We start from the raw sequence: 18500 nt of genomic DNA on the forward strand, positions 1-18500 counted from the left end.
GGTACCGGCCAGCGGCATCGCCATCGGTCGATCGCATCGCCACCCAACGTTACGAGGCGTACACCCGGCCCTGACTTTAACAGCGGGATTGGGAAACGTCCACATGAGCAGTTTAGCCGGCCGACTCAACCCGGAATCGGCGGTCTGCCCGCACCCACGTGGACGCGTCCGATACTTAACGTATTCCCGACTGCTCCGGCATTCCACCATCACCACCCTGGCCCCGGCATGCCGCGCGGTCGACGCACCCACCTGGCCGGCTGCGGCGCGGCCTTGGCAGGCTGCGGCGCGGCTTGGACGGCAGGCGTCACCCACCGCGCCGACAACCGGTCGCTGCGGACGGGCGCACCCGGGGCCACTGCGCCGAAACGGCTTCCCCAGGCGCCAGGAGTGGCCGGCGGCACCGCTCCCTGGCCGCACAGTCCAGGCAATTGACGGCAGCGGGCGCGGATTCGGTGCGATCGGACCGAGGCGCACCGCCACCAGTGCACATTCCACATCGTACCGAAGCTTTGCCTACTGGACCCCACCCAGGCGCTCGAAGACGTACGGAGCCGCGCGCCCAACCACCCCGCCGAAAGATCCGCACCAATTCCACTCGGACGGACATACCGGCGGATATGCGTGAACCGCCCATATCAGACACCGACAAAGCCGCCATCGGATTGCTTGACGGTCATTCGGCTCCATCTTAGTATCAAACCCCGCCGGAACTTCCGCCACCGCACGACAAAGTCGACCTCGCTTGGGGATATCCGCTGCCACAATCGCTTCAAACGGTCCAGCCCGGCCTCCGCCCACCATCCCTCGAAAGGGCGCCGAATGCCCGACCAGGACTACTCGGCGATAACGGACATCGTCGTCTCGCCGCATTTCGACGATGGCGTACTCTCGGCAACCTCGGCACTGCATGCCGGGCACTCCACACTCCTGATCACCGTGTGTGGCGGCGTGCCGGCAGAGAACCAGGAGAGGAGCCATGAGGAGTGGGACCGTCTGTGTGGCTTCGAATCGGGTCCCGCCGCTGCCAAAGGACGGGCCGCTGAGGATCGGGCCGCCGCAGCGGTCGCCGGCAACTCGGTGATGCACCTTCCGGTCCCGGATGCTCCGTACCGCAGCGGCTTCCCGTCGGAAATGGTGGTGTCGGCACTCGCCTGCCTGATCCGGCGGGACGTGCGGTTGTGGATCCCGGTCGGTATCGGTGACCACCCAGACCATGTCGGCACCCGGGACGCCGTTCTGGCCGCTGTCGCCGGAGCCGATACCGATTGCCCGCTGATTTTCTACGCCGACTGCCCGTACGCGTTCGGCTCCGGCTGGGACGCACCCGACTCCGAGCGACCCATCGCCGACCAGTGGGAGCCGCAGCTCGCTGCCCTGGCCCACCTAGTGGACGTGGCAAGCCCGCGGATCGCCCGCCTCGACGACCCCACCATGCGGCTGAAGATCGCCATGCTCCGCTGCCATGCCTCGCAGCTGGCAGGTCTCGCCGTGGACCATCCCCACTTCCTGGCCTGGGAGGGGCCACTACGCCAGGAGGTCTTTTGGTCAACCTCCGCCTCCATCCCAGCTCTGGAACCAACTCCCGGGAGTAGCGCATGATCGTCGGTGGTTCAGCCATTCACCCGGAACGTGCCGACGCGGCGGCACTCCAGCAACTCGGCGACGCCATGCGGAAGGTGATCGGCGGCGAGCGGGAGACACCTCTGGCCGACCTGCTCTGCGGCACCGCGGTCGACCCGGACGAACTGGCCGCGGAGATCGGTGCGGACTGCCGACGGGTGCTGTTGGACAGTGGCATCGCACTCGACGACGGTCGGCATCTGTCGTCCCCGCTGCGCGGCCACCAGTTGCACGGCGTCGTGGTGCTGACTGACCCAGACGTCGATGAGGACGTGCAACACCGCTGGTACATCGACCCGCTCTGGGAAGCGGACCTGCTGATCCGGCTGATGCTCGGCCGCGGCGGTAGCCGCGCGCTGGACATGGGTTGCGGCTCCGGGGTGCTCTCTCTGGTACTCGCCGACCGGTACGACGCAGTTCTCGGGCTGGACGTCAACCCGCGTGCCGTCGCCCTGTCGCGGCTCAACGCCGCACTCAACGGGCTGACAAATGTCACCTTCGACGAGGGGGACCTGTTCGAGCCAGCCGAGGGGCGGTTCTCCCGGATCGTCTTCAACTCACCGACGAACGAGGAGGGCAACGAGTTCGTTGACCTCCTCGAGGCCGGTGAACCGATCCTGCAGAAGTTCTTCCGGGAAGTGCCCCGGAAGCTGGAGTCCGGTGGTGTCGTCGAGGTCAACCTCGCGATGAACGACTATCCGGGCGACCCCTTCCGGGACCGGCTCGCCGACTGGCTCGGGCTGACCGAGCACGGGCTGCGAGTCCAGATCTTCGTCTCCCAGCGGCGGACGACCGGCGGCGGCGTATGGAAACGGGGATGGCTGGTGATCGCGCCGGGCCCGGTAGGCCTTGTCGAGACCGAGTGGCCGTACCACGACCGCTACGAGGAGGACCCGGGATCGCTACTCGGTGCGACGGACCAGCTGCTGGCGCGCTGACCTGCCCGATCTGCGTCAGGCCCCACCGGCCAAACCTACCGACGCGTAACATTACGCTAAGGTAGGCCCGACGTTCCGATCTGGAGGGTATGCGATGACCGAGTTCGACCCGGCCAACTTCGCGTCCATCGACGCCAAGGAGTTCAGCAAGCTGGTCAAGACCACCCCGGATTCCAAGATCGCCGAGGTGATGCAGGGCGACCTGCGCGGCAAGGTCCTCGACGAGGTGTTCAACCGGATGCCCGTCCTGTTCCGTCCGGAGAAAGCCGGCGCCACCAGCGCGGTGATCCACTGGAACATCACCGGCCGGCCGGACGGCGGCACCGACACCTACGAGATCGTCGTCGACAACGGCACCTGCGTGGTATCCCCGGCCGCCGAGCGCGAACCGCGACTGAGCCTGACCCTCGGACCGGTCGACTTCCTCAAGGTCGTCGCCGGCACCGCGAACCCGATGATGATGTTCATGACCGGCAAACTCAAGGCTAAGGGCGATCTCGGACTTGCCGCCCAGATCCCCAACCTGTTCGACATCCCCAAGGGCTGACCACCGATCCGTAGCCCCGCCCGATACGTGTCCTGTATCAGCGGGGTCGACCATCCCTCCGACCGGTCACGCCCGCAGCTGGGGGTGTGTGTGCCGGTGGACCTGCCGTTCCTGATTTCCACGCTGACCCGACGCGGGGTGCTCACCCCCGGCTCGCCGGTGCGGACCGTCGCCCAACTCGCCGCGCTGCGTCGCTGGGGGTTCACCCTCGTCGGCGAACTGCGCCAGGCCGCCGCCCGCGATCCGCGCCGGGTCGCGCTCATCGACGACAGCGGACAACAGCTGACCTACCGGGAGCTGCTGGACCGCGCCGAGCGGTTGGCGGGCGCGCTGCGTACCGCGCTGGACGTCTCCGCCGGGGACCGGATCGGCCTGCTCTGCCGCAACCACCCCGACATGGTGACCGCGATGGTCGCCGCCGGGCTGCTCGGCGCGGACACCGTACTGCTGCACACCGGGCTGGCCGGGCCGCAGCTCGCCGCCGTCGCCGACGAGCAGCGGCTGCGGGTGCTGCTGCACGACCGCGAGTTCGGCGAACAGGTCGTCGAGGTCGACACCGCAGTGATCCGGGTCGACGAGACCCGGGTCGCGCAGCTGCTGCGCGACGCACCGACGGACACCCGGCTGGAGCCGCCGCGCCGCGACGGCCGCACCATCGTGCTCACCTCCGGCACCACCGGCACCCCGAAGGGCGCCCGGCGACGGACCCCGACCGGGTTCGGACCGCTGGCGTCGATCATCGACCGGATCCCGCTGCGGGTCCACGACCGGATCATGATCGCCACGCCGGTCTTCCACACCTGGGGGTACGCCGCCCTGCAGATCGCGTTCGCGCTGCGGGCCACGGTGGTGCTGCACCGACGATTCGAGCCGGCAGCCGCGCTGGCCGCCGTCGACCGGCACGACTGCACCGCTCTGTTCGCCGTGCCGGTGATGCTGCAACGGCTGCTGCACGACGTACCGGAGCCTCGGCAGCAGCCGACCGGGCTGCGGGTGGTCGCGGTCAGCGGCTCGGCGCTCGGCGGCGGCATCGCCACCCGGTTCATGGACCGGTACGGAGACGTGCTCTACAACCTGTACGGGTCGACCGAGGTCTCCTGGGCTGCCATCGCCACCCCGGCCGACCTGCGCCGGGCACCGAACACTGCCGGCCGGCCCCCGTACGGCACCCGGCTGGCGGTGCTCGGGCCGGACGGCGAACCGGTGCCGACCGGGCAGGTCGGGCAGATCTTCGTCGGTAACGAGCTGCTCTTCGACGGCTACACCACCAGCGACGACGGCACGGCCGAACGCCGGCACGGGCTGCTCGGCACCGGCGACCTCGGCCACGTCGACGCCGACGGGCTGCTCTTCGTCGGCGGCCGGGCCGACGACATGATCGTCTCCGGCGGGGAGAACGTCTTCCCGTCCGACGTCGCCGACCTGCTGGCCCAGCTACCGCAGGTACGCGAGGCCGCGGTGGTCGGCCTGCCCGACGCGGAGTACGGCCAGCGGCTCGCCGCGTACCTGGTGCTGCACCCGGAGGAGACGCTCGACGCCGAGGCGGTCCGGGAGTACGTGCGCCGCTACCGCGCCCGGTTCGCCGTCCCCCGGCATGTGATCTTCCTGTCGGCGCTGCCACGCAACGCCGCCGGCAAGGTGGTCACCCGGGACCTGCCCCGGCCGACGGGCAGCTGACCGGACCCGGGCCCCGACCCGGACCTGGACCTGGACCCGGACCTGGACCCGGACCCGGACCAGACACTCGGCGCACATCGGGCACTCACCCGGCACTCACGGTTGGCGCAGATGCTGGGCCACCCGCTGGTGGTCCCGGAACCGCGCCCGCGCGGCCCGCTGGGCCGGGTCCTGCTCCGGCGCGGCGTCGATGTGCGCCGAACGGGCCGCCTCCGTACGGTTGGCGTACTCGACGGGCGGCAGGCCGCGCAACGCGCGTACCACGCCGGGGCTGGCACCGACCCGCCGCGCCTCCGCGACAATCTGTTCCTTGTCGGCGGGAAAGTCCAGCTCGTTCAGGCTGTCCAGTACGTCCTGGTAGCTCGTCCCCATGCGCCGGGGCGTACCCGCCGGGCGGGCCGCTATCCGGCCGGCACGGGGTGATCCGGCACCCGGGTCAGGGCAGGGTGATCCGGCCCTCGGCGGCGGCCAGGGCGATGTCCGCCCGGAAGTGCCCGCCGGGCAGGTCGACCCCGGCCAGCAGCCGGTACGCGGCGTCCCGCGCGCCGGCCAGGTCGGCACCGACGCCGGTGGCGCTGAGCACCCGACCACCGGCCGAGACCAACCGCCCCGTGGCGTCGCGGGCGGTGCCGGCGTGGCTGATCCCGGCCTGTCCGGCACCGGTGATCACGTCGCCGGTGCGGGCCGCCGCCGGGTAGCCGGCCGACGCGAGCACCACGGTCACCGCTGCCCCGTCCCGCCAGCGCAGCGGCGGGTGGTCGGCGAGCGTACCGGTCGCCGCCGCGTGCAGCAGGCCGGCCAGCGGGGTCTCCAGCAGCGCCAGCACCACCTGGGTCTCCGGGTCGCCGAACCGGGCGTTGAACTCGATCACCCGGGGGCCGGCGGCGGTGACCGCCAGCCCGACGTAGAGCAGCCCGGCGAACGGGGTGCCCCGGTGGCGCATCTCGGCCAGCGTCGGGTGCACCACCTCGGCCATCACCTGGTCGACCAGGTCCGGCGGTGCCCACGGCAACGGCGCGTACGCACCCATGCCGCCGGTGTTCGGGCCGGTATCGCCGACGCCCACCCGCTTGAAGTCCTGGGCGGGCAGCAGCGGCACCGCCGCCGTGCCGTCGGTGACGACGAACAGCGACACCTCCGGCCCGGCCAGGTACTCCTCGACCACCACCTGCCCGCAGGATTCGGCGTGGCCGAGGGCGGCGGCCCGGTCGTCGGTCACCACCACCCCCTTGCCGGCGGCCAGCCCGTCGTTCTTCACCACGTACGGGGTGCCGAACGCGTCCAGCGCGGCGGCCACCTCGTCGGCGCTCCGGCAGGTCACGGCGCGGGCGGTCGGCACCCCGGCGGCGGCCATCACGTCCTTGGCGAAGCTCTTGGAGCCTTCCAGGACGGCGGCCGCGCCGGACGGCCCGAAGCAGGCGATGCCCTTGGCGCGTACCGCGTCGGCGACCCCGGCGACCAGCGGCGCCTCCGGGCCGACCACGACCAGGTCGGCCGCCACCTCGACGGCGAGCGCGGCGACCGCCTGCGGGTCGGTGGCGGTGACCGGGCGCAGCTCGGCCACCTCCGCGATGCCCGGATTGCCCGGAGCGGCGATCAACTGGTCGACGGCGGGGTCGGCGGCCAGGCCGGACGCGAGCGCGTGCTCGCGTCCGCCACTGCCGATGAGAAGTACGCGCACAACGGCCGATCCTAGACGCCGGCCTGCGCCATCCGGGAACCCCGCCGCAGATAGGCGAACCAGGTGACGGCCAGCATCACCACGAACAGCACGACGTAGAAGCGCAGCGCCGGCTCGATGTTGCCGTACGTCGACTTGGCCCAGGCGTAACAGATCGGCACCAGGAAGCCGCCGAACGCGCCGACCGACGAGATGATGCCGAGCGCGCCGGCCGCCTCCCGGCGCATCCGCAGCATCGTCTCCGCAGAGCCGCCCCGGTCCTCACCCTTCACCCGGAAGATCTTCGAGATCATCCGGTACGTCGACCCGTTGCCGACGCCGGTGGCGACGAACAGCACCATGAAGCTGACGAAGAAGACGCCCAGGTTCTGCTGCTGCACCGCCCACAGGGCCGCGTAGGCGCCGGCGGCTAGGACGACGAAGCTGGCCGCGGTCACCCGGGCACCGCCCATCCGGTCGGAGAGCCGACCGCCGAGCGGCCGGGCGACCGAGCCGATCCCGGCGCCGAGGAACGCCCAGCCGAGCGCGATGTCCGGCCGGTTGAACACCGCGTTGAGCAGGGTCGGGAACGCCGCCGAGTAGCCGATGAACGAGCCGAACGTACCGATGTAGAGCAGCGACATGATCCACGTGTCGGGGTGGCGCAGCGACGACCAGACCGGTTCGACGTCCGCCTTCGCCTCGGCCAGGTTGTCCATGTAGAGGTAGGCGCAGACCGCCGCGATGACCGCCAGCGGGATGTACATCAGGCCGGCCCGGGACAACGCCAGCCCACCGCCGAGCACGATCACCTTCGGCACCAGGAACTGCACCACCGCGACGCCGATGTTGCCGCCGGCGGCGTTCAGGCCGAGCGCCCAGCCCTTTTCCCGTTCCGGGTAGAAGAACGAGATGTTGGCCATGCTGGATGCGAAGTTTCCGCCCCCGAATCCGGCTGTCGCGGCGATCACCAATAGGGCGCCGTACCCGATTTCCGGATTGTTGACCGCCCAGGCGAGACCGGCGCACGGGATGATCAGCAACAGGGCGGAGACGACCGTCCAGTTGCGGCCGCCGAAGATCGGCACCGCGAAGGTGTACGGCAGCCGCAGGAACGCCCCGACACCGCTGGGTACGGCGGTCAGCCAGAGCGTCTGGCTGACGCTGAGGTCCCACCCGGCGCTGCTCAGCCGCACCACCACGATGCTCCAGAGCAGCCACACCGAGAAGCCGATGTGTTCGGCGAAGATGGAGAAGATGAGGTTGCGTCGGGCCACCGGCCGGCCCACCGTACGCCAGAAGGTGGGGTCCTCCGGCTCCCAATGGGCGATCCACCGTTTCCGGTTCTCCTGGGGGCGGGTCTCGATGGTCTCCGCGTTGACTGTCTCGTTGGCCATCAGGTTGGCTCCTTAGCCATCGGGTGCCGTAGGGTGGCGATCGAGATGCTGCCGAGCGACGTTTGCGGATCGGCGATGATCGGGCGTCGGCCGGGGTGGCATTGGGGAGTCAGGTTATGAACCGAATGTTTCCTGGCGTGGAAAACGGTGATGTCGGGGCGTGGTCATGGTTCGCACCGGGCCGGCCCCGACGTTGTGAGATCTACCGGCCGTCGCCACCGGCAGGCGGTGCCGAGGCCCGTGCCGCCGGTGCCGAGACCCACACCGTGCCGGCCGGGTCCTGCCGGACCGGATAGCTGCGCAGTGCCGGCTGCCCGCTCCGGGAGCATCCGGTCGCCAGCTCGAAGACGTGCTGGTGCAGCGGGCAGACCACCACCTCGGCGTCGATCAGCCCGTCGGCGAGTGGACCGCCGGCGTGCGGGCAGACCGCCGACACCGCCCGCAGCTGCCCCGACGTCAGCCGGAACACCGCCACCAGCTCACCGGCGACCGGGTAGGCGCGGCCCTCGCCGGGCGGGATGTCGCCGCCGGGTCCGATCCGGTGCTCGACCAGCCGGCCGTCGTCGACGGCGGTCACGGTGGAACCGCCGCCGACCGGCCCGTCAGCGGTCGGTTGGCCACCGTTCACGGCGGTCACGACCGGCTGCTCTCGGCGCGGACCGGCACCGCCGGCAGCGGCACCAGCGGCAACGCGGTCCGGAACTGCCCCGGGGTCGCCGGGGCGTCCCGTTCCCGCCACGGGTCCCGGTAGCCGGCCACCGCCGCCGCCATCCGTTCGTCGAGTCCGGCACCGAGGCCGTCGACGTCGTCGACGATCAGCTCCCGCAGCCGGTCGACGCCGACCCGGGGCACGAACGCGTAGGTGCGTTCCAGCCAGTTCGCGTTCTCCCGGTAGTACTGCAGGAACCGGCCGGTCAGCGTCATCACCTCATCCGGTGTGTCGACGGTGGCCAGCAGGTCGCCCTTGCGTACGTGGGCACCGGCCGCGCCGCCGACGTAGATCTCCCACCGGCCGCCCTCGATCGCGACCACGCCGAGGTCCTTGACGTACGCCTCGGCGCAGTTGCGCGGGCACCCGGTGACCGCCAGCTTGAGTTTGCCCGGCGCCTCCAGCCCCTGGAACCGTTCCTCGATCGCGATGCCGAGCGCGGTCGAGTCACCCAGGCCGAACCGGCAGAAGTCGCTGCCGACGCAGGTCTTCACGGTCCGGAAGCTCTTGCCGTACGCGTACCCGGACGGCATGTCCAGGTCGGCCCACACCTGCGGCAGGTCCTCCTTGCGGATGCCGAGCAGGTCGATGCGCTGCCCACCGGTCAGTTTGACCAGCGGCACCTGGTGTTTCTCGGCCACGTCGGCGATCCGGCGCAGCTGGGCCGGGGTAGTGCAGCCGCCCTTCATCTGCGGCACCACCGAGAAGGTGCCGTCGCGTTGGATGTTGGCGTGCACCCGGTCGTTGATGAACCGGGCGCCGCGCTCATCGACGTACTCGTCGCCCCACATCATCCGCAGCAGCGACACCAGCCCCATCTTGCTCCTGGCGTCCTCACGGCCGTCGGCGAGCGCCTCGAAGACCGCCGACACGCTGCGCAGCCCGCGGGCGCGGATCTCGGCCATCAGGGTCGGCTTGTCCATCGGCACCCCGGGCACGTACCAGTTGGCGGCCGGGTCCTCCGCGACCTCGCCGCCGGCGGCCCACTCGACGATCTGGCCGACCAGGCTCTTGCACGAGCCACACCCCTTGCCGGCCCGGGTGGCGTCCATCACCCCGCTCACCGTGCGGACCCCGCCGGCGACGGTGGCGACCAGCGCGCCCTTGCTGACCCCGTTGCAGTTGCAGACCTGGGCGTCGTCGTCGAGTTCGGCGGCGGACACCTCGGCCGGCGGCCCGCCCAGGTCGAACAGCAGCCGGACCCGCTCCTCCGGCAGCGGCGAGCCCCGGTCGAACGCCTGCATCAGGAAGCCGACCTTGCTCACGTCGCCGACCAGGGTGGCACCGATCAGCCGGTCGTCGCGGACCACCACGCTCTTGTAGACGCCGCGCCGGGGCTCGGCGAAGACCACGAACTCGTCGTCGTCGCGTTCCGGCGCGGTCACCCCCATGGCGGCCACGTCGACCCCGGCGACCTTCAGCTTGGTCGCGGTCCGCGAGCCGTGGTACGCCGCCGTCGGGTCGGTGCCGGTGAGCTGCCCGGCGAGCACCTTCGCCTGGTCCCACAGCGGCGCGACCAGGCCGTACGTCTGGCCACGGTGCTGCACGCACTCCCCGACCGCGTAGATGTCCGGCTCGTCGAGCACCCGCAGGTGGTCGTCGACGACGATCCCTCGCTCCACCGGCAGGCCGCTGACCTGCGCGAGCGTGGTGTTGGGCCGGATCCCGGCGGCGATCACCACCATGTCGGCGGCGAACGTGCGCCCGTCGGCGAGCCGGACCCCTTCGACGGCGTCCCGGCCGAGGATCCGCTCGGTGCGGGCCTTGGTGACCACGTCGATGCCGAGCCGTTCGACGCTGCGCCGCAGGATGTCGCCGCCGGTGGCGTCGAGCTGCGCGTTCATCAGATGCCCGGCGGCGTGCAGCAGGGTCACCGACACGCCGTACTGCTGCAGGCCGCGGGCCGCTTCCAGGCCGAGCAGCCCGCCGCCGATCACCACCGCCCGCTGGTGGTCGCGGGCGTAGCGGATCATCGCCCGGGTGTCGTCGAGCGTGCGGAAGGTGAAAACTCCCTGGTGGAAGCCGCGGCGCGGGTGGTGGGCACCGTCGATCGGCGGCACGAACGGCACGCTGCCGGTGGCGATCACCAACTTGTCGTACGGGGTGGTGGTGCCGTCGACGGCGTGCACCACCCTGGCGAACCGGTCGATCCGGGTGACCTCCACGCCGGCCCGCAGGGTGATGCCGTTCTCCTCGTACCAGGGCAGGCTGTTGAGGAAGATGCCGTCCTCGGCCTCGACGCCGGAGAGCACGTTGGACAGCAGGATTCGGTTGTAGTTACCGTACGGTTCGGCGCCGAACATGGTGATGTCGTACCGGTCCGGGCCGACCCGGTCGATGATCTCCTCGACGGTACGGGCACCGGCCATGCCGTTGCCGACCACCACCAGCCGCGGTCGTCGCTGCGTCAACTCACACCTCCACCAGGCCGAGATCGAGCACGACGGTGCCGGTGGTGCCGGCCGGCGCGGCGACCTGCAGCTCCACCACGGTGCCGGCGGCCAGGTCCTCGACGACCCGCAGCGGCACGTGCACCGCGTCGCGGGCGCCGATCGGGAAGTAGCGCATCGGCTCGCCGTCGCGTAGCAGCAGGACGTAGACCAGCTCGCCGGAGCTGTTCCCGCCCCGGAAGTAGACGGTCTGCGCGACCAGCCCGTCCGGCACCGTGTAGCGCAGGCTGCCGTCCAGCGGCAGCGGCGTGTCCAGCCCTTTGCCGTCGAACGCGAACACTCCTTGCAGGAAACGTGGGGTCGACTGCATGGTGGGTCCCTTCGTCAGGTGGCGGAATCGTCCGGGGCGGCGCTGCTCGGGCCGGCTCCGGCCGGTCCGGCGAGGCGGCGGACCGCGACCGCGCAGACCTTGAACGCCGGCATCCGGGAGTGCCGGTCCAACGTCGGATCGGTCAACGCGTTGGCGCTGGCCAGGCCGCCCCAGTGGAACGGCACGAAGACGGTGTCGGGGCGGATGTGCTCGGTCAGGTACGCCCGGAACACCGCCCGCCCCCGGCGGGTGGTCAACTCGACCAGGTCGGCGGTGCCGATGCCGAGCCGGCGGGCCAGGTCCGGGTGGATCTCCGCCTTCGGATCGCTGGCCGTACTGCTCAGCGACGGCGAGCGGCGGGTCTGGTTCCCGCTCTGGTACTGGCCCATGATCCGGCCGGTGGTGAGCAGGTACGGGTAGCTGCGGTCGGGCAGTTCGGCCGGATCCCGGTGCTCCACCCGGATGAACCGGGCCCGCCCGTCGGCGGTGGCGAACCGTTCGGTGAACAGTCGCGGCGTACCCGGATGGTCGTCGGCCGGGCACGGCCAGAACACTCCGTCCTCGGCCTCGACGCGCTGGTAGCTGATGCCCGCGTAGTCGGCGATCCCGCCAGCGCTGGCCCGGCGCAGCTCGTCGTAGACGGTCTGCGGGTCGGCGGAGAAGTACTTGCCCCGGCCGAGCCGGTCGGCGAGCGCGGCCAGCACGCTCAGGTCGTCGCGTACCCCGTCCGGTGGCGGCAGCACCCGGCGGCGGCGCAGCACCCGGCCCTCCAGGTTGGTCATGGTGCCGTCCTCCTCGGCCCACTGGGCGGTGGGCAGCACCACGTCGGCGACGGCGGCCGTCTCGGACCGGAAGATGTCCGACACGGCGAGGAAGTCCAGCGCGGCCAGCCGGTCGGCGACCCGGTCCCGGTCGGGCGCGGAGACCAGAATGTTGGAGGCGAACACCAGCATCGTGCGCACCCCGCCGGGGGTGCCGATCCGGTCGATCATCTCGGTGGCGGAGACCCCCGGGCCGGGCAGTTCGCCCGGATCGACGCCCCACACCGCGGCGACGTGGGCGCGGGCGGCCGGATCGTCGAGACGCCGGTAACCGGGCAGCTGGTCGGCCTTCTGGCCGTGTTCCCGGCCGCCCTGGCCGTTGCCCTGCCCGGTGATGGTGCCGTAGCCGCTGCCGGACCGGCCGGGCAGGCCGAGGGCGAGCGCCAGATTGATGTACGCCTGCGCGGTGTCCGTACCGCTGCTGTGCTGCTCGGCACCGCGGGCGGTGAGGATCATCGCGGTCGGCGCGGTGGCCAGCGCGTGCACCGTACGCTGCAGCAGCGCCTCGGACACCCCGGTGATCCGCTCCACCCGGTCCGGCCAGTAGCCGGCGACGGCGGTGCGGACCGCGTCGAACCCGGTGGTGCGCTCCCGGATGTACGCCTGGTCGACGTAGCCGGCCCGGACGGCGATGTGCAGCAGCCCGTTGGCCAGCGCCAGGTCGGTGCCGGGGGCCACCGGCAGGTGGATGCCGGCGCCCCGGGCGGTCGCCGAGCGGCGCGGGTCGGCGACGATGTGGACCGCGCCGGCGGCCCGGCCGGCATCGAAGTACTGCATCGCCGGTGGCATGGTGTCGGCCGGGTTGCCGCCGACGACCAGCACCGCGCGGGCGTCGGCGATGTCGGCCAGCGGGAACGGCAGGCCTCGGTCGATACCGAAGGCCCGGTTGCCGGCGGTGGCCGACGACGACATGCAGAACCGGCCGTTGTAGTCGATGTGCGGGGTACGCAGCCCGACCCGGGCGAACTTGCCGAGCTGGTACGCCTTCTCGTTGGTCAGCCCGCCGCCGCCGAACAGGCCGACGCTGGCCGGTCCGTACCGGTGTTGGCTGGTCTGTACAGCGGCGGTGATCCGGTCCAGGGCCTCGTCCCAGCTGGCCGGGCGCAGCGGGCTGCGCCGGTCGGCCGGATCGGTGCGCACCAGCGGGGTGAGCAGCCGGTCCGGGTGGTCGAGCAGTTCCGGCGCGCTCCAGCCCTTGGCGCACAGCCCACCCCGGTTGGTGGGGAAGTCCGCTGGCTCGATGACGGGCGGTCGGGGCGGCGCCGGCCGCATCCGTACCCCGCACTGCAGGGAGCAGTACGGGCAGTGGGTCGGCACGCTCGGGCCCAGGTCGGGACTGCCGTGGTCGCCCATCGCCCAAGAGTGGGAAATCGACGTTGCGCTATCGTATTGCCCACGTCACATCGGTGTTGCCAACACCTGTTCCGCTGGCCAGCGTCGATGTGATCACCAGGTCAGTCGGTCAGGAATGCGTCGATCTGGGCCAGGAACTCCGGCCAGGCCGGCTCGGACGCGGTAAGCAGGTGGTTACGGCTGTCCAGCAGCACCAGTTGACTGTCCGGGATGAGGGTGGCCAGCTCGCTGGCCTGCGAGGTCGGCACCCGCAGGTCGTCGCGGCAGTGCAGGATCAGCGTCGGGCACTGCACCCGGTGGGCGATGTCCGAGACGTCGATCCGGGCGAACTCCTCCAGGAACCGGACCCCGTTGGCCGCCGAGGTGGTCCGCCGCTGGAAGCCGATGAAGTCCTCCAGCTCCTCCGGGGTGCCCTCGGGCAGGAACTGGGAGGCGAAGACGCCGAGGAAACTCGGGTCCTGGTGCGCCCAGCCGACCCGGGCCAGGTTCAGGTCGAGGGCCGCCTCGTCCCGCTCGGCCTGATTGCGGGCCCGGACCTGGCGGCCCCGGGCGTACGCGCCGGCGAGAATCAGCCGGCTGACCCGCTCCGGTCGGCGGACGGCGTAGGCGACCGCCACCGCACCGCCCTGGGAGACGCCGAGCAGCGGAAACCGGTCCAGCCCTACCGCCTCGACCACGGTGTCCAGGTCGTCGACCCAGTCGTCGAAGGAGAAGCTCGGCACGTCCCAGTCGGACAGCCCGCACCCCCGCTCGTCGTAGCGGACCAACTGCCGGTCCCGGGCCAGCCCGTTGAGCCAGTGCGACCACACTGGGGTGGTCCACTCCAGATCGAGGTGGGTCATCCAGTTGGCCGCCTTGAGCAGCGGAGGACCGGACCCGACGGTGGCGTAGGCGATCCGGGTGCCGTCGTCGGCCCGGCAGAACCGGACGACCTGGCGGTCCGCGCCGCTCGTCTCCCCGGCGACGACCGACCGGGCCGGCGCCGGTCGGGTCGGGTGTGCGGCCGGCTCCGACCCGGGGTCGGCGGGGTCACCGGCGCGGGTGACCGTCACCGGCATCGCGAACTGGTACCCCCGCCGGTGCACGGTCCGGATCAGCCGTTGGTGACGGCCGGTGTCACCGACGGCGATCCGGGCGGTACGCAGCCCGGTGGTCAGCGCCGCCTCGCTGACGAAACGGTCGCCCCACACCTTGTCGAGCAGTTCGTTCTTCGACACCACCCGGTCACGGTGCTCGATCAGGTACTGCAGGAGGTCGAGCGCCCGGGGCTCCACGTGGACCGGCTCACCGGACCGCCGCAGCTGGTAACGGGCCATATCCAGTTCGTACTCGCCGAAGCTGTATGTGTCGCCGGCCATCGGGTGAGCGTACCGCCCGGTCCGCGCCCGACCCTCGGCGGACGATCTTGAGCTCCGACTGGCCTGGGCCTGAATGTGCAGGTCAGCGGCACCTCTTACGTCGGACTGTTTGAGACCCGACAGAAATGGTGTAGCGTTCCGGTCAGAATTGGCGTTGCGGTGATCACATAAATCCACTGTACGGGTCACCGACCGCAATCCTTCCTCACATTCTCCTCAGTGAATCCTTTGATCGCCACCAAGTCTGCGCGGTTCCGCGCTGCAAGGCTTGGTGCTCATGACATTCCTGCAACACCGTCGGATGTTCCGACACGCCCGCACCGCGACCGTCCTGTCCGTACTGATGCTGGGTCCGATGCTCGCCGCGAGCACTCCGGCCGCCGCCTCCTCCACCGTGCCCACCGCGGAGATGGCAGACTGCCTGCTCTACGAATCGTCCGACGAGCTGGCCTGCTACCGCGACTTCCAGACCGCGATGAAGGTGGCGACCGAGGGGGCGGTCTCCGACGCCCCGCGCGACGGCAGCCGACTCGACGCGGCGACCACCGAGCGGATCGCCGACGCCGGCGAGACCGCCACCCGCGCCATGGCATCGGGTACGTCCGCAGCCGCCCAGGTCGTCCTCGGGATCGCGTACCGGGACGCCAACTTCTCGGGCGGCTCGCTGAGCATGATCTCGCAATCCGGCACCTGCAGCGGCGGCAAGTACTTCTACTTCAACAACCTCGCCGGCGCTGGCTGGGGCGACGTGATCAGTTCATACAAGAACGTCACCGACTGCGCCAGCAACTATTACGTCAACACCAACCAGTCCGGCACCCCCCACATGTGGTACTCGCACGACCAGCTCGCGCGGGTGCCCGCCGACAACCAGTACAGCTCGGTCAGGTTCTGGGACGGCCCGTCCCGCGCGGAGCTGTTCGAGCACTGCGACAGCCGGGCCGTGTCCTGCCGGTTCGTTCCGGGAACGCCGGTGACCGAGACCACCGCTCCCTTCCACGAGGTCGCCTCGCACTTCAACTGCACCCCGTACGACAACAGCCTGTCGGTCGAATGGTCCGACACCACCGGTGGGTCGATCAGCATGACCGCCAAGGTCCCCGCGACCACCTTCGGCTCCAGCGCGCTGAGCAACGTGTCGACGAGCATCAGCCAGAGCATCGGCCGGCAGTGGAACTGGGAGTCGACGGTCTCCCGGACCACGTCGCTCAACGCCGGCCCGTCGGGCTGGGCCGCGCTGGACCGCAGCCCCAAGCTGCAGACCGCCCAGGGCACGATCGAGATCAAGCTGAAGAACAAGGCCTGGGGCCGCAAGGAGTGGTACATCTGGGACTTCGAGGCGACCGTCGAGGTCCCCGACCACCTGGGCGTCACCCGGTCCCGGGGCGGCCCGATGACCGAGGCCCAGATCGCTGAGCTCTGCTCCGACCCGGCCCGCCGCGCCGCCGCGCCGACCCGTTTCGAGACCCGCCGGGAGCTCGCCAGTAGCACGCCGGCCACCGGAAGCTGACCCCTGCGCTGCCTTTCCCGCCCGGGGTGCCCACCAGTATGTCGGCGGACAACCCGGGCCGTGGCGTACCCGCCGTCGCTATCGCTGTGCCTCAAGTCAGCGCCGCCACCGCCGCGTGCAGCCAGATGGTGGCCGGCGCGTCGGCATCCTTCGGCTGCGGTACGCCGTTGATCGTCGCCGTCGACGAGTGGTACCTGCCGAGCAGCTCGGCGTGCCGGCTCACCTGCCGACCAGGATCGGCGGCGGCCAGCTGACGCCGGACGGCGGCGGGATCCGGATCGTCGGTGCGCGCCGCTACCGACGCCACGTACCGACCGGCCAACTCCCGGGCCTGCGGCGAGTCGACCGGCACCCCGGCCTCGGCCGCCGCCCTGGCCTCGGTGAGCATCGCCACCAGCTGCGTCACCTCCGCGTCCGCCTGCGGGTCTGCCTCCGGGTTCGTCCCCACGGCAGGTGGTTGCGGCTGCGCACTCTGGTCAATGGGTGGCCCGACGAAGGTGTCGCTGAAGAACCGGCGGACCGCCTGCCGGAAGTCGGCATCCTGCATTAGGTCGGCCAGCTCGATCCACGCTTCGAGCTGCTCGCTGGTCGGATCCGCCGGCAACCGGGGCCGCCACGGGCGCAGATAGTCGACGAAGTCGTCGATCCCGAGATCGGCGGTGACCTCGATCCAGAACTCGTTGACGAGCTGAGGCTCACCTGTTCGGTCGTACCGCGTTGTCTGACGATCGCGCGAAGAACGGCCCGGCGGGCCCGGAACCGGCTCAGCTGGCGGTCGACGACCGCCAGGTGCGCGGTCGCAAAATCACCCAGCGTGATCTCTTCGGCCAGCAGCTTTCGGATGTCGTCGATGCCCGCGTCCAGCTCGCGGAGGGTACGGATGAGTTCGAGGCGCGCGATTCCGTCGACGTCGTAGCGCCGGTAGCCGGCGTCGGTGTGCTCGGCGGGGGTGACGATCCCGGCGTCGGAGTAGAACCGGATCGCGCTGACGCTCAGGCCGGTACGCCTGGCGACCTCGCCGATCAAGTAGAGCTCGTCCATGGCAGCGACTATGGCGTCTCAAGCAACCTGAGAGTCAACCCGCCGACCACAGGCCAGACAGATCACAAGCAGGGAGTCGGACCTGCTGGCCGGGCCTGAGGCGATGAACCGAGCGCGACCTCGTCGGACCATCGCAGAGATCAGACCTTGTGTTGATCACAGTGGACACATACGGTGGCTGTCAGGAGTCAATCAAGGGCCTGCCTATGCGATTGTTGGCGTCCAATGGCGTGCTGGAAATTGCAGCTGACGAGGTCGGTGATCGCCTGGCCCAGGATGGATACGTGCTGATCAGTCAGGCAAGCGCCGCTGAGGTGAGCAGGTTGCTCATGGACTGGACTCGACCAGTTGATCACCCCCACCAGTCTCAACCAGGAGTAACAGTGATCGATCCCTCCAGAGCACCTGCTGATGGTTTGAACGCTGTCGGATTCACCCGAATCGCCCTCCTACCGCATACTGACCGAAGCCTGCACCTCGAACCACCCAGTTTGCTGGCTTCCCTGACAGTCGTCCCCGCCGCTAGCGGCGGAGATGGCGTAGTGGTCGACGGAGCATACGTAGCGGCGCAACTTCGAGATCAGTTTGGCGCCGAGGCGGTTGCCGAGATGTCATTGTCGGTACCGGGAGGAGAGAAAGCGCAGGCGATCTTCGGTTCGCGTGATGGCTACCAGCGGATCCGCTACCGCGACGACGAGATCGCCTGGCCATGTCATCCCGATCGAGCCGCGCAGATCACCGCCAGGCTTCGACAGTTGATCAAAGGTGCGTCAGTGCCCCTGGCGCTCGGCCAAGGCGACGGTTACCTGCTTCACAACCACCGTACGCTGCATGGACGTTCGGCGTTCACCGGCAGGCGCTGCGTCATCCGATTCCTGGCGACAGTCGAGGTGAGCCACCCGTACGCTTGGCTCAACAAGGGGTTCGACTGTGCGGATTCCTGAAGCCAGGCGCAGCGCTGAAGATCGGCGACGCAGGTCGTTGCTGGTGCAGGCGCTGTCGAGGACGCCCTCGGCCCAGGATGCACGCTTCCCTCACGTGATCCGGGACATCCTGGAAAACGTCGATGAGCCTTTTCCAAGCTGATCTTGCAGGTCAGGGCGGGC

General features: G+C 70.4%; 16 protein-coding genes. 6 read left to right on the forward strand and 10 right to left on the reverse strand.

Annotated elements, in window-relative coordinates; all coding sequences use genetic code 11:
* The first annotated feature begins 822 nt into the window (after positions 1-822).
* The 4 genes from O7629_RS26475 to O7629_RS26490 all read left to right on the forward strand — a co-directional run bounded on the left by O7629_RS26475 (position 823) and on the right by O7629_RS26490 (position 4785).
* On the forward strand, positions 823-1602 hold the full coding sequence (locus O7629_RS26475; protein WP_278172576.1) for a PIG-L family deacetylase: 780 nt from the start codon (positions 823-825) through the stop codon (positions 1600-1602).
* Positions 1599-2561: a class I SAM-dependent methyltransferase gene (locus O7629_RS26480; protein ID WP_278172587.1), complete on the forward strand. Its 963-nt coding sequence runs from the start codon at positions 1599-1601 to the stop codon at positions 2559-2561. The genes O7629_RS26475 and O7629_RS26480 overlap by 4 nt, the downstream gene beginning before the upstream one ends.
* 94 nt (positions 2562-2655) lie before the next feature.
* Positions 2656-3108 carry an SCP2 sterol-binding domain-containing protein gene (locus O7629_RS26485; RefSeq protein ID WP_278172588.1) on the forward strand — a complete coding sequence of 151 codons (453 nt, stop codon included), beginning with the start codon at positions 2656-2658 and terminating at the stop codon, positions 3106-3108.
* A gap of 96 nt (positions 3109-3204) precedes the next feature.
* Positions 3205-4785: an AMP-binding protein gene (locus O7629_RS26490; RefSeq protein ID WP_278172589.1), complete on the forward strand. Its 1581-nt coding sequence runs from the start codon at positions 3205-3207 to the stop codon at positions 4783-4785.
* A 96-nt stretch (positions 4786-4881) separates the two neighbouring features.
* Here O7629_RS26490 and O7629_RS26495 read toward each other — a convergent pair whose 3' ends face one another.
* The 8 genes from O7629_RS26495 to O7629_RS26530 all read right to left on the reverse strand — a co-directional run bounded on the left by O7629_RS26495 (position 4882) and on the right by O7629_RS26530 (position 14843).
* Positions 4882-5157, reverse strand: a complete 276-nt coding sequence (locus tag O7629_RS26495; protein WP_123606462.1) for a DUF2795 domain-containing protein — start codon at positions 5155-5157, stop codon at positions 4882-4884.
* 64 nt (positions 5158-5221) lie between these two features.
* On the reverse strand, positions 5222-6466 hold the full coding sequence (purD, locus tag O7629_RS26500) for a phosphoribosylamine--glycine ligase (protein WP_278172590.1): 1245 nt from the start codon (positions 6464-6466) through the stop codon (positions 5222-5224).
* Positions 6467-6477: 11 nt separating this feature from the next.
* Positions 6478-7842, reverse strand: coding sequence for a nitrate/nitrite transporter (locus O7629_RS26505; protein WP_278172592.1), 1365 nt, complete (start codon positions 7840-7842; stop codon positions 6478-6480).
* 202 nt (positions 7843-8044) lie between these two features.
* Entirely contained in the window at positions 8045-8479 is a 435-nt protein-coding gene (locus O7629_RS26510; protein WP_278172594.1) for a Rieske (2Fe-2S) protein, read from the reverse strand.
* The gene (gene nirB, locus O7629_RS26515; RefSeq protein ID WP_278172596.1) at positions 8476-10962 is read right to left on the reverse strand and encodes a nitrite reductase large subunit NirB; all 2487 of its coding nucleotides are present in this window, start codon (positions 10960-10962) and stop codon (positions 8476-8478) included. The genes O7629_RS26510 and nirB overlap by 4 nt, the downstream gene beginning before the upstream one ends.
* 1 nt (position 10963) lies before the next feature.
* Positions 10964-11311 (reverse strand): molybdopterin oxidoreductase, encoded by a 348-nt coding sequence (locus tag O7629_RS26520; protein WP_278172598.1) that lies wholly within the window; start codon positions 11309-11311, stop codon positions 10964-10966.
* A 14-nt stretch (positions 11312-11325) separates the two neighbouring features.
* Positions 11326-13485, reverse strand: a complete 2160-nt coding sequence (locus O7629_RS26525; protein ID WP_278172599.1) for a molybdopterin oxidoreductase family protein — start codon at positions 13483-13485, stop codon at positions 11326-11328.
* 101 nt (positions 13486-13586) lie between these two features.
* Entirely contained in the window at positions 13587-14843 is a 1257-nt protein-coding gene (locus O7629_RS26530) for an alpha/beta fold hydrolase (protein ID WP_278172600.1), read from the reverse strand.
* 277 nt (positions 14844-15120) lie between these two features.
* On the opposite strand from O7629_RS26530, the gene O7629_RS26535 reads away from it, so the two are divergent.
* A complete protein-coding gene (locus O7629_RS26535) occupies positions 15121-16353 on the forward strand; it encodes a hypothetical protein (RefSeq protein WP_278172602.1) in 1233 nt (410 codons plus the stop codon).
* A 91-nt stretch (positions 16354-16444) separates the two neighbouring features.
* On the opposite strand, the gene O7629_RS26540 is transcribed toward O7629_RS26535, so the two are convergent.
* Together O7629_RS26540 and O7629_RS26545 are read right to left on the reverse strand one after the other, a co-directional pair.
* Positions 16445-16957 (reverse strand): hypothetical protein, encoded by a 513-nt coding sequence (locus tag O7629_RS26540; RefSeq protein WP_278172604.1) that lies wholly within the window; start codon positions 16955-16957, stop codon positions 16445-16447.
* On the reverse strand, positions 16900-17394 hold the full coding sequence (locus O7629_RS26545) for a MerR family transcriptional regulator (protein WP_278172606.1): 495 nt from the start codon (positions 17392-17394) through the stop codon (positions 16900-16902). Before O7629_RS26545 ends, O7629_RS26540 begins: the two co-directional genes overlap by 58 nt.
* A gap of 206 nt (positions 17395-17600) precedes the next feature.
* Between O7629_RS26545 and O7629_RS26550 the strand changes: the two genes are divergently transcribed.
* Positions 17601-18338: a TauD/TfdA family dioxygenase gene (locus tag O7629_RS26550; protein WP_278172608.1), complete on the forward strand. Its 738-nt coding sequence runs from the start codon at positions 17601-17603 to the stop codon at positions 18336-18338.
* The last annotated feature ends 162 nt before the right edge of the window (positions 18339-18500 follow it).

The sequence above is a fragment of the Solwaraspora sp. WMMD792 genome (assembly GCF_029626105.1).
GTDB lineage: Bacteria > Actinomycetota > Actinomycetes > Mycobacteriales > Micromonosporaceae > Micromonospora_E.

Excerpts from the sequence above, each read along its gene's own strand:
- O7629_RS26475 (WP_278172576.1), top strand. The coding sequence starts at position 823 with ATGCCCGACCAGGACTACTCGGCGATAACGGACATCGTCGTCTCGCCG.
- O7629_RS26480 (WP_278172587.1), top strand. The coding sequence starts at position 1,599 with ATGATCGTCGGTGGTTCAGCCATTCACCCGGAACGTGCCGACGCGGCG.
- O7629_RS26485 (WP_278172588.1), top strand. The coding sequence starts at position 2,656 with ATGACCGAGTTCGACCCGGCCAACTTCGCGTCCATCGACGCCAAGGAG.
- O7629_RS26495 (WP_123606462.1), bottom strand. The coding sequence starts at position 5,157 with ATGGGGACGAGCTACCAGGACGTACTGGACAGCCTGAACGAGCTGGAC.
- O7629_RS26505 (WP_278172592.1), bottom strand. The coding sequence starts at position 7,842 with ATGGCCAACGAGACAGTCAACGCGGAGACCATCGAGACCCGCCCCCAG.
- O7629_RS26520 (WP_278172598.1), bottom strand. The coding sequence starts at position 11,311 with ATGCAGTCGACCCCACGTTTCCTGCAAGGAGTGTTCGCGTTCGACGGC.
- O7629_RS26525 (WP_278172599.1), bottom strand. The coding sequence starts at position 13,485 with ATGGGCGACCACGGCAGTCCCGACCTGGGCCCGAGCGTGCCGACCCAC.
- O7629_RS26530 (WP_278172600.1), bottom strand. The coding sequence starts at position 14,843 with ATGGCCGGCGACACATACAGCTTCGGCGAGTACGAACTGGATATGGCC.
- O7629_RS26535 (WP_278172602.1), top strand. The coding sequence starts at position 15,121 with ATGACATTCCTGCAACACCGTCGGATGTTCCGACACGCCCGCACCGCG.
- O7629_RS26545 (WP_278172606.1), bottom strand. The coding sequence starts at position 17,394 with ATGGACGAGCTCTACTTGATCGGCGAGGTCGCCAGGCGTACCGGCCTG.
- O7629_RS26550 (WP_278172608.1), top strand. The coding sequence starts at position 17,601 with ATGCGATTGTTGGCGTCCAATGGCGTGCTGGAAATTGCAGCTGACGAG.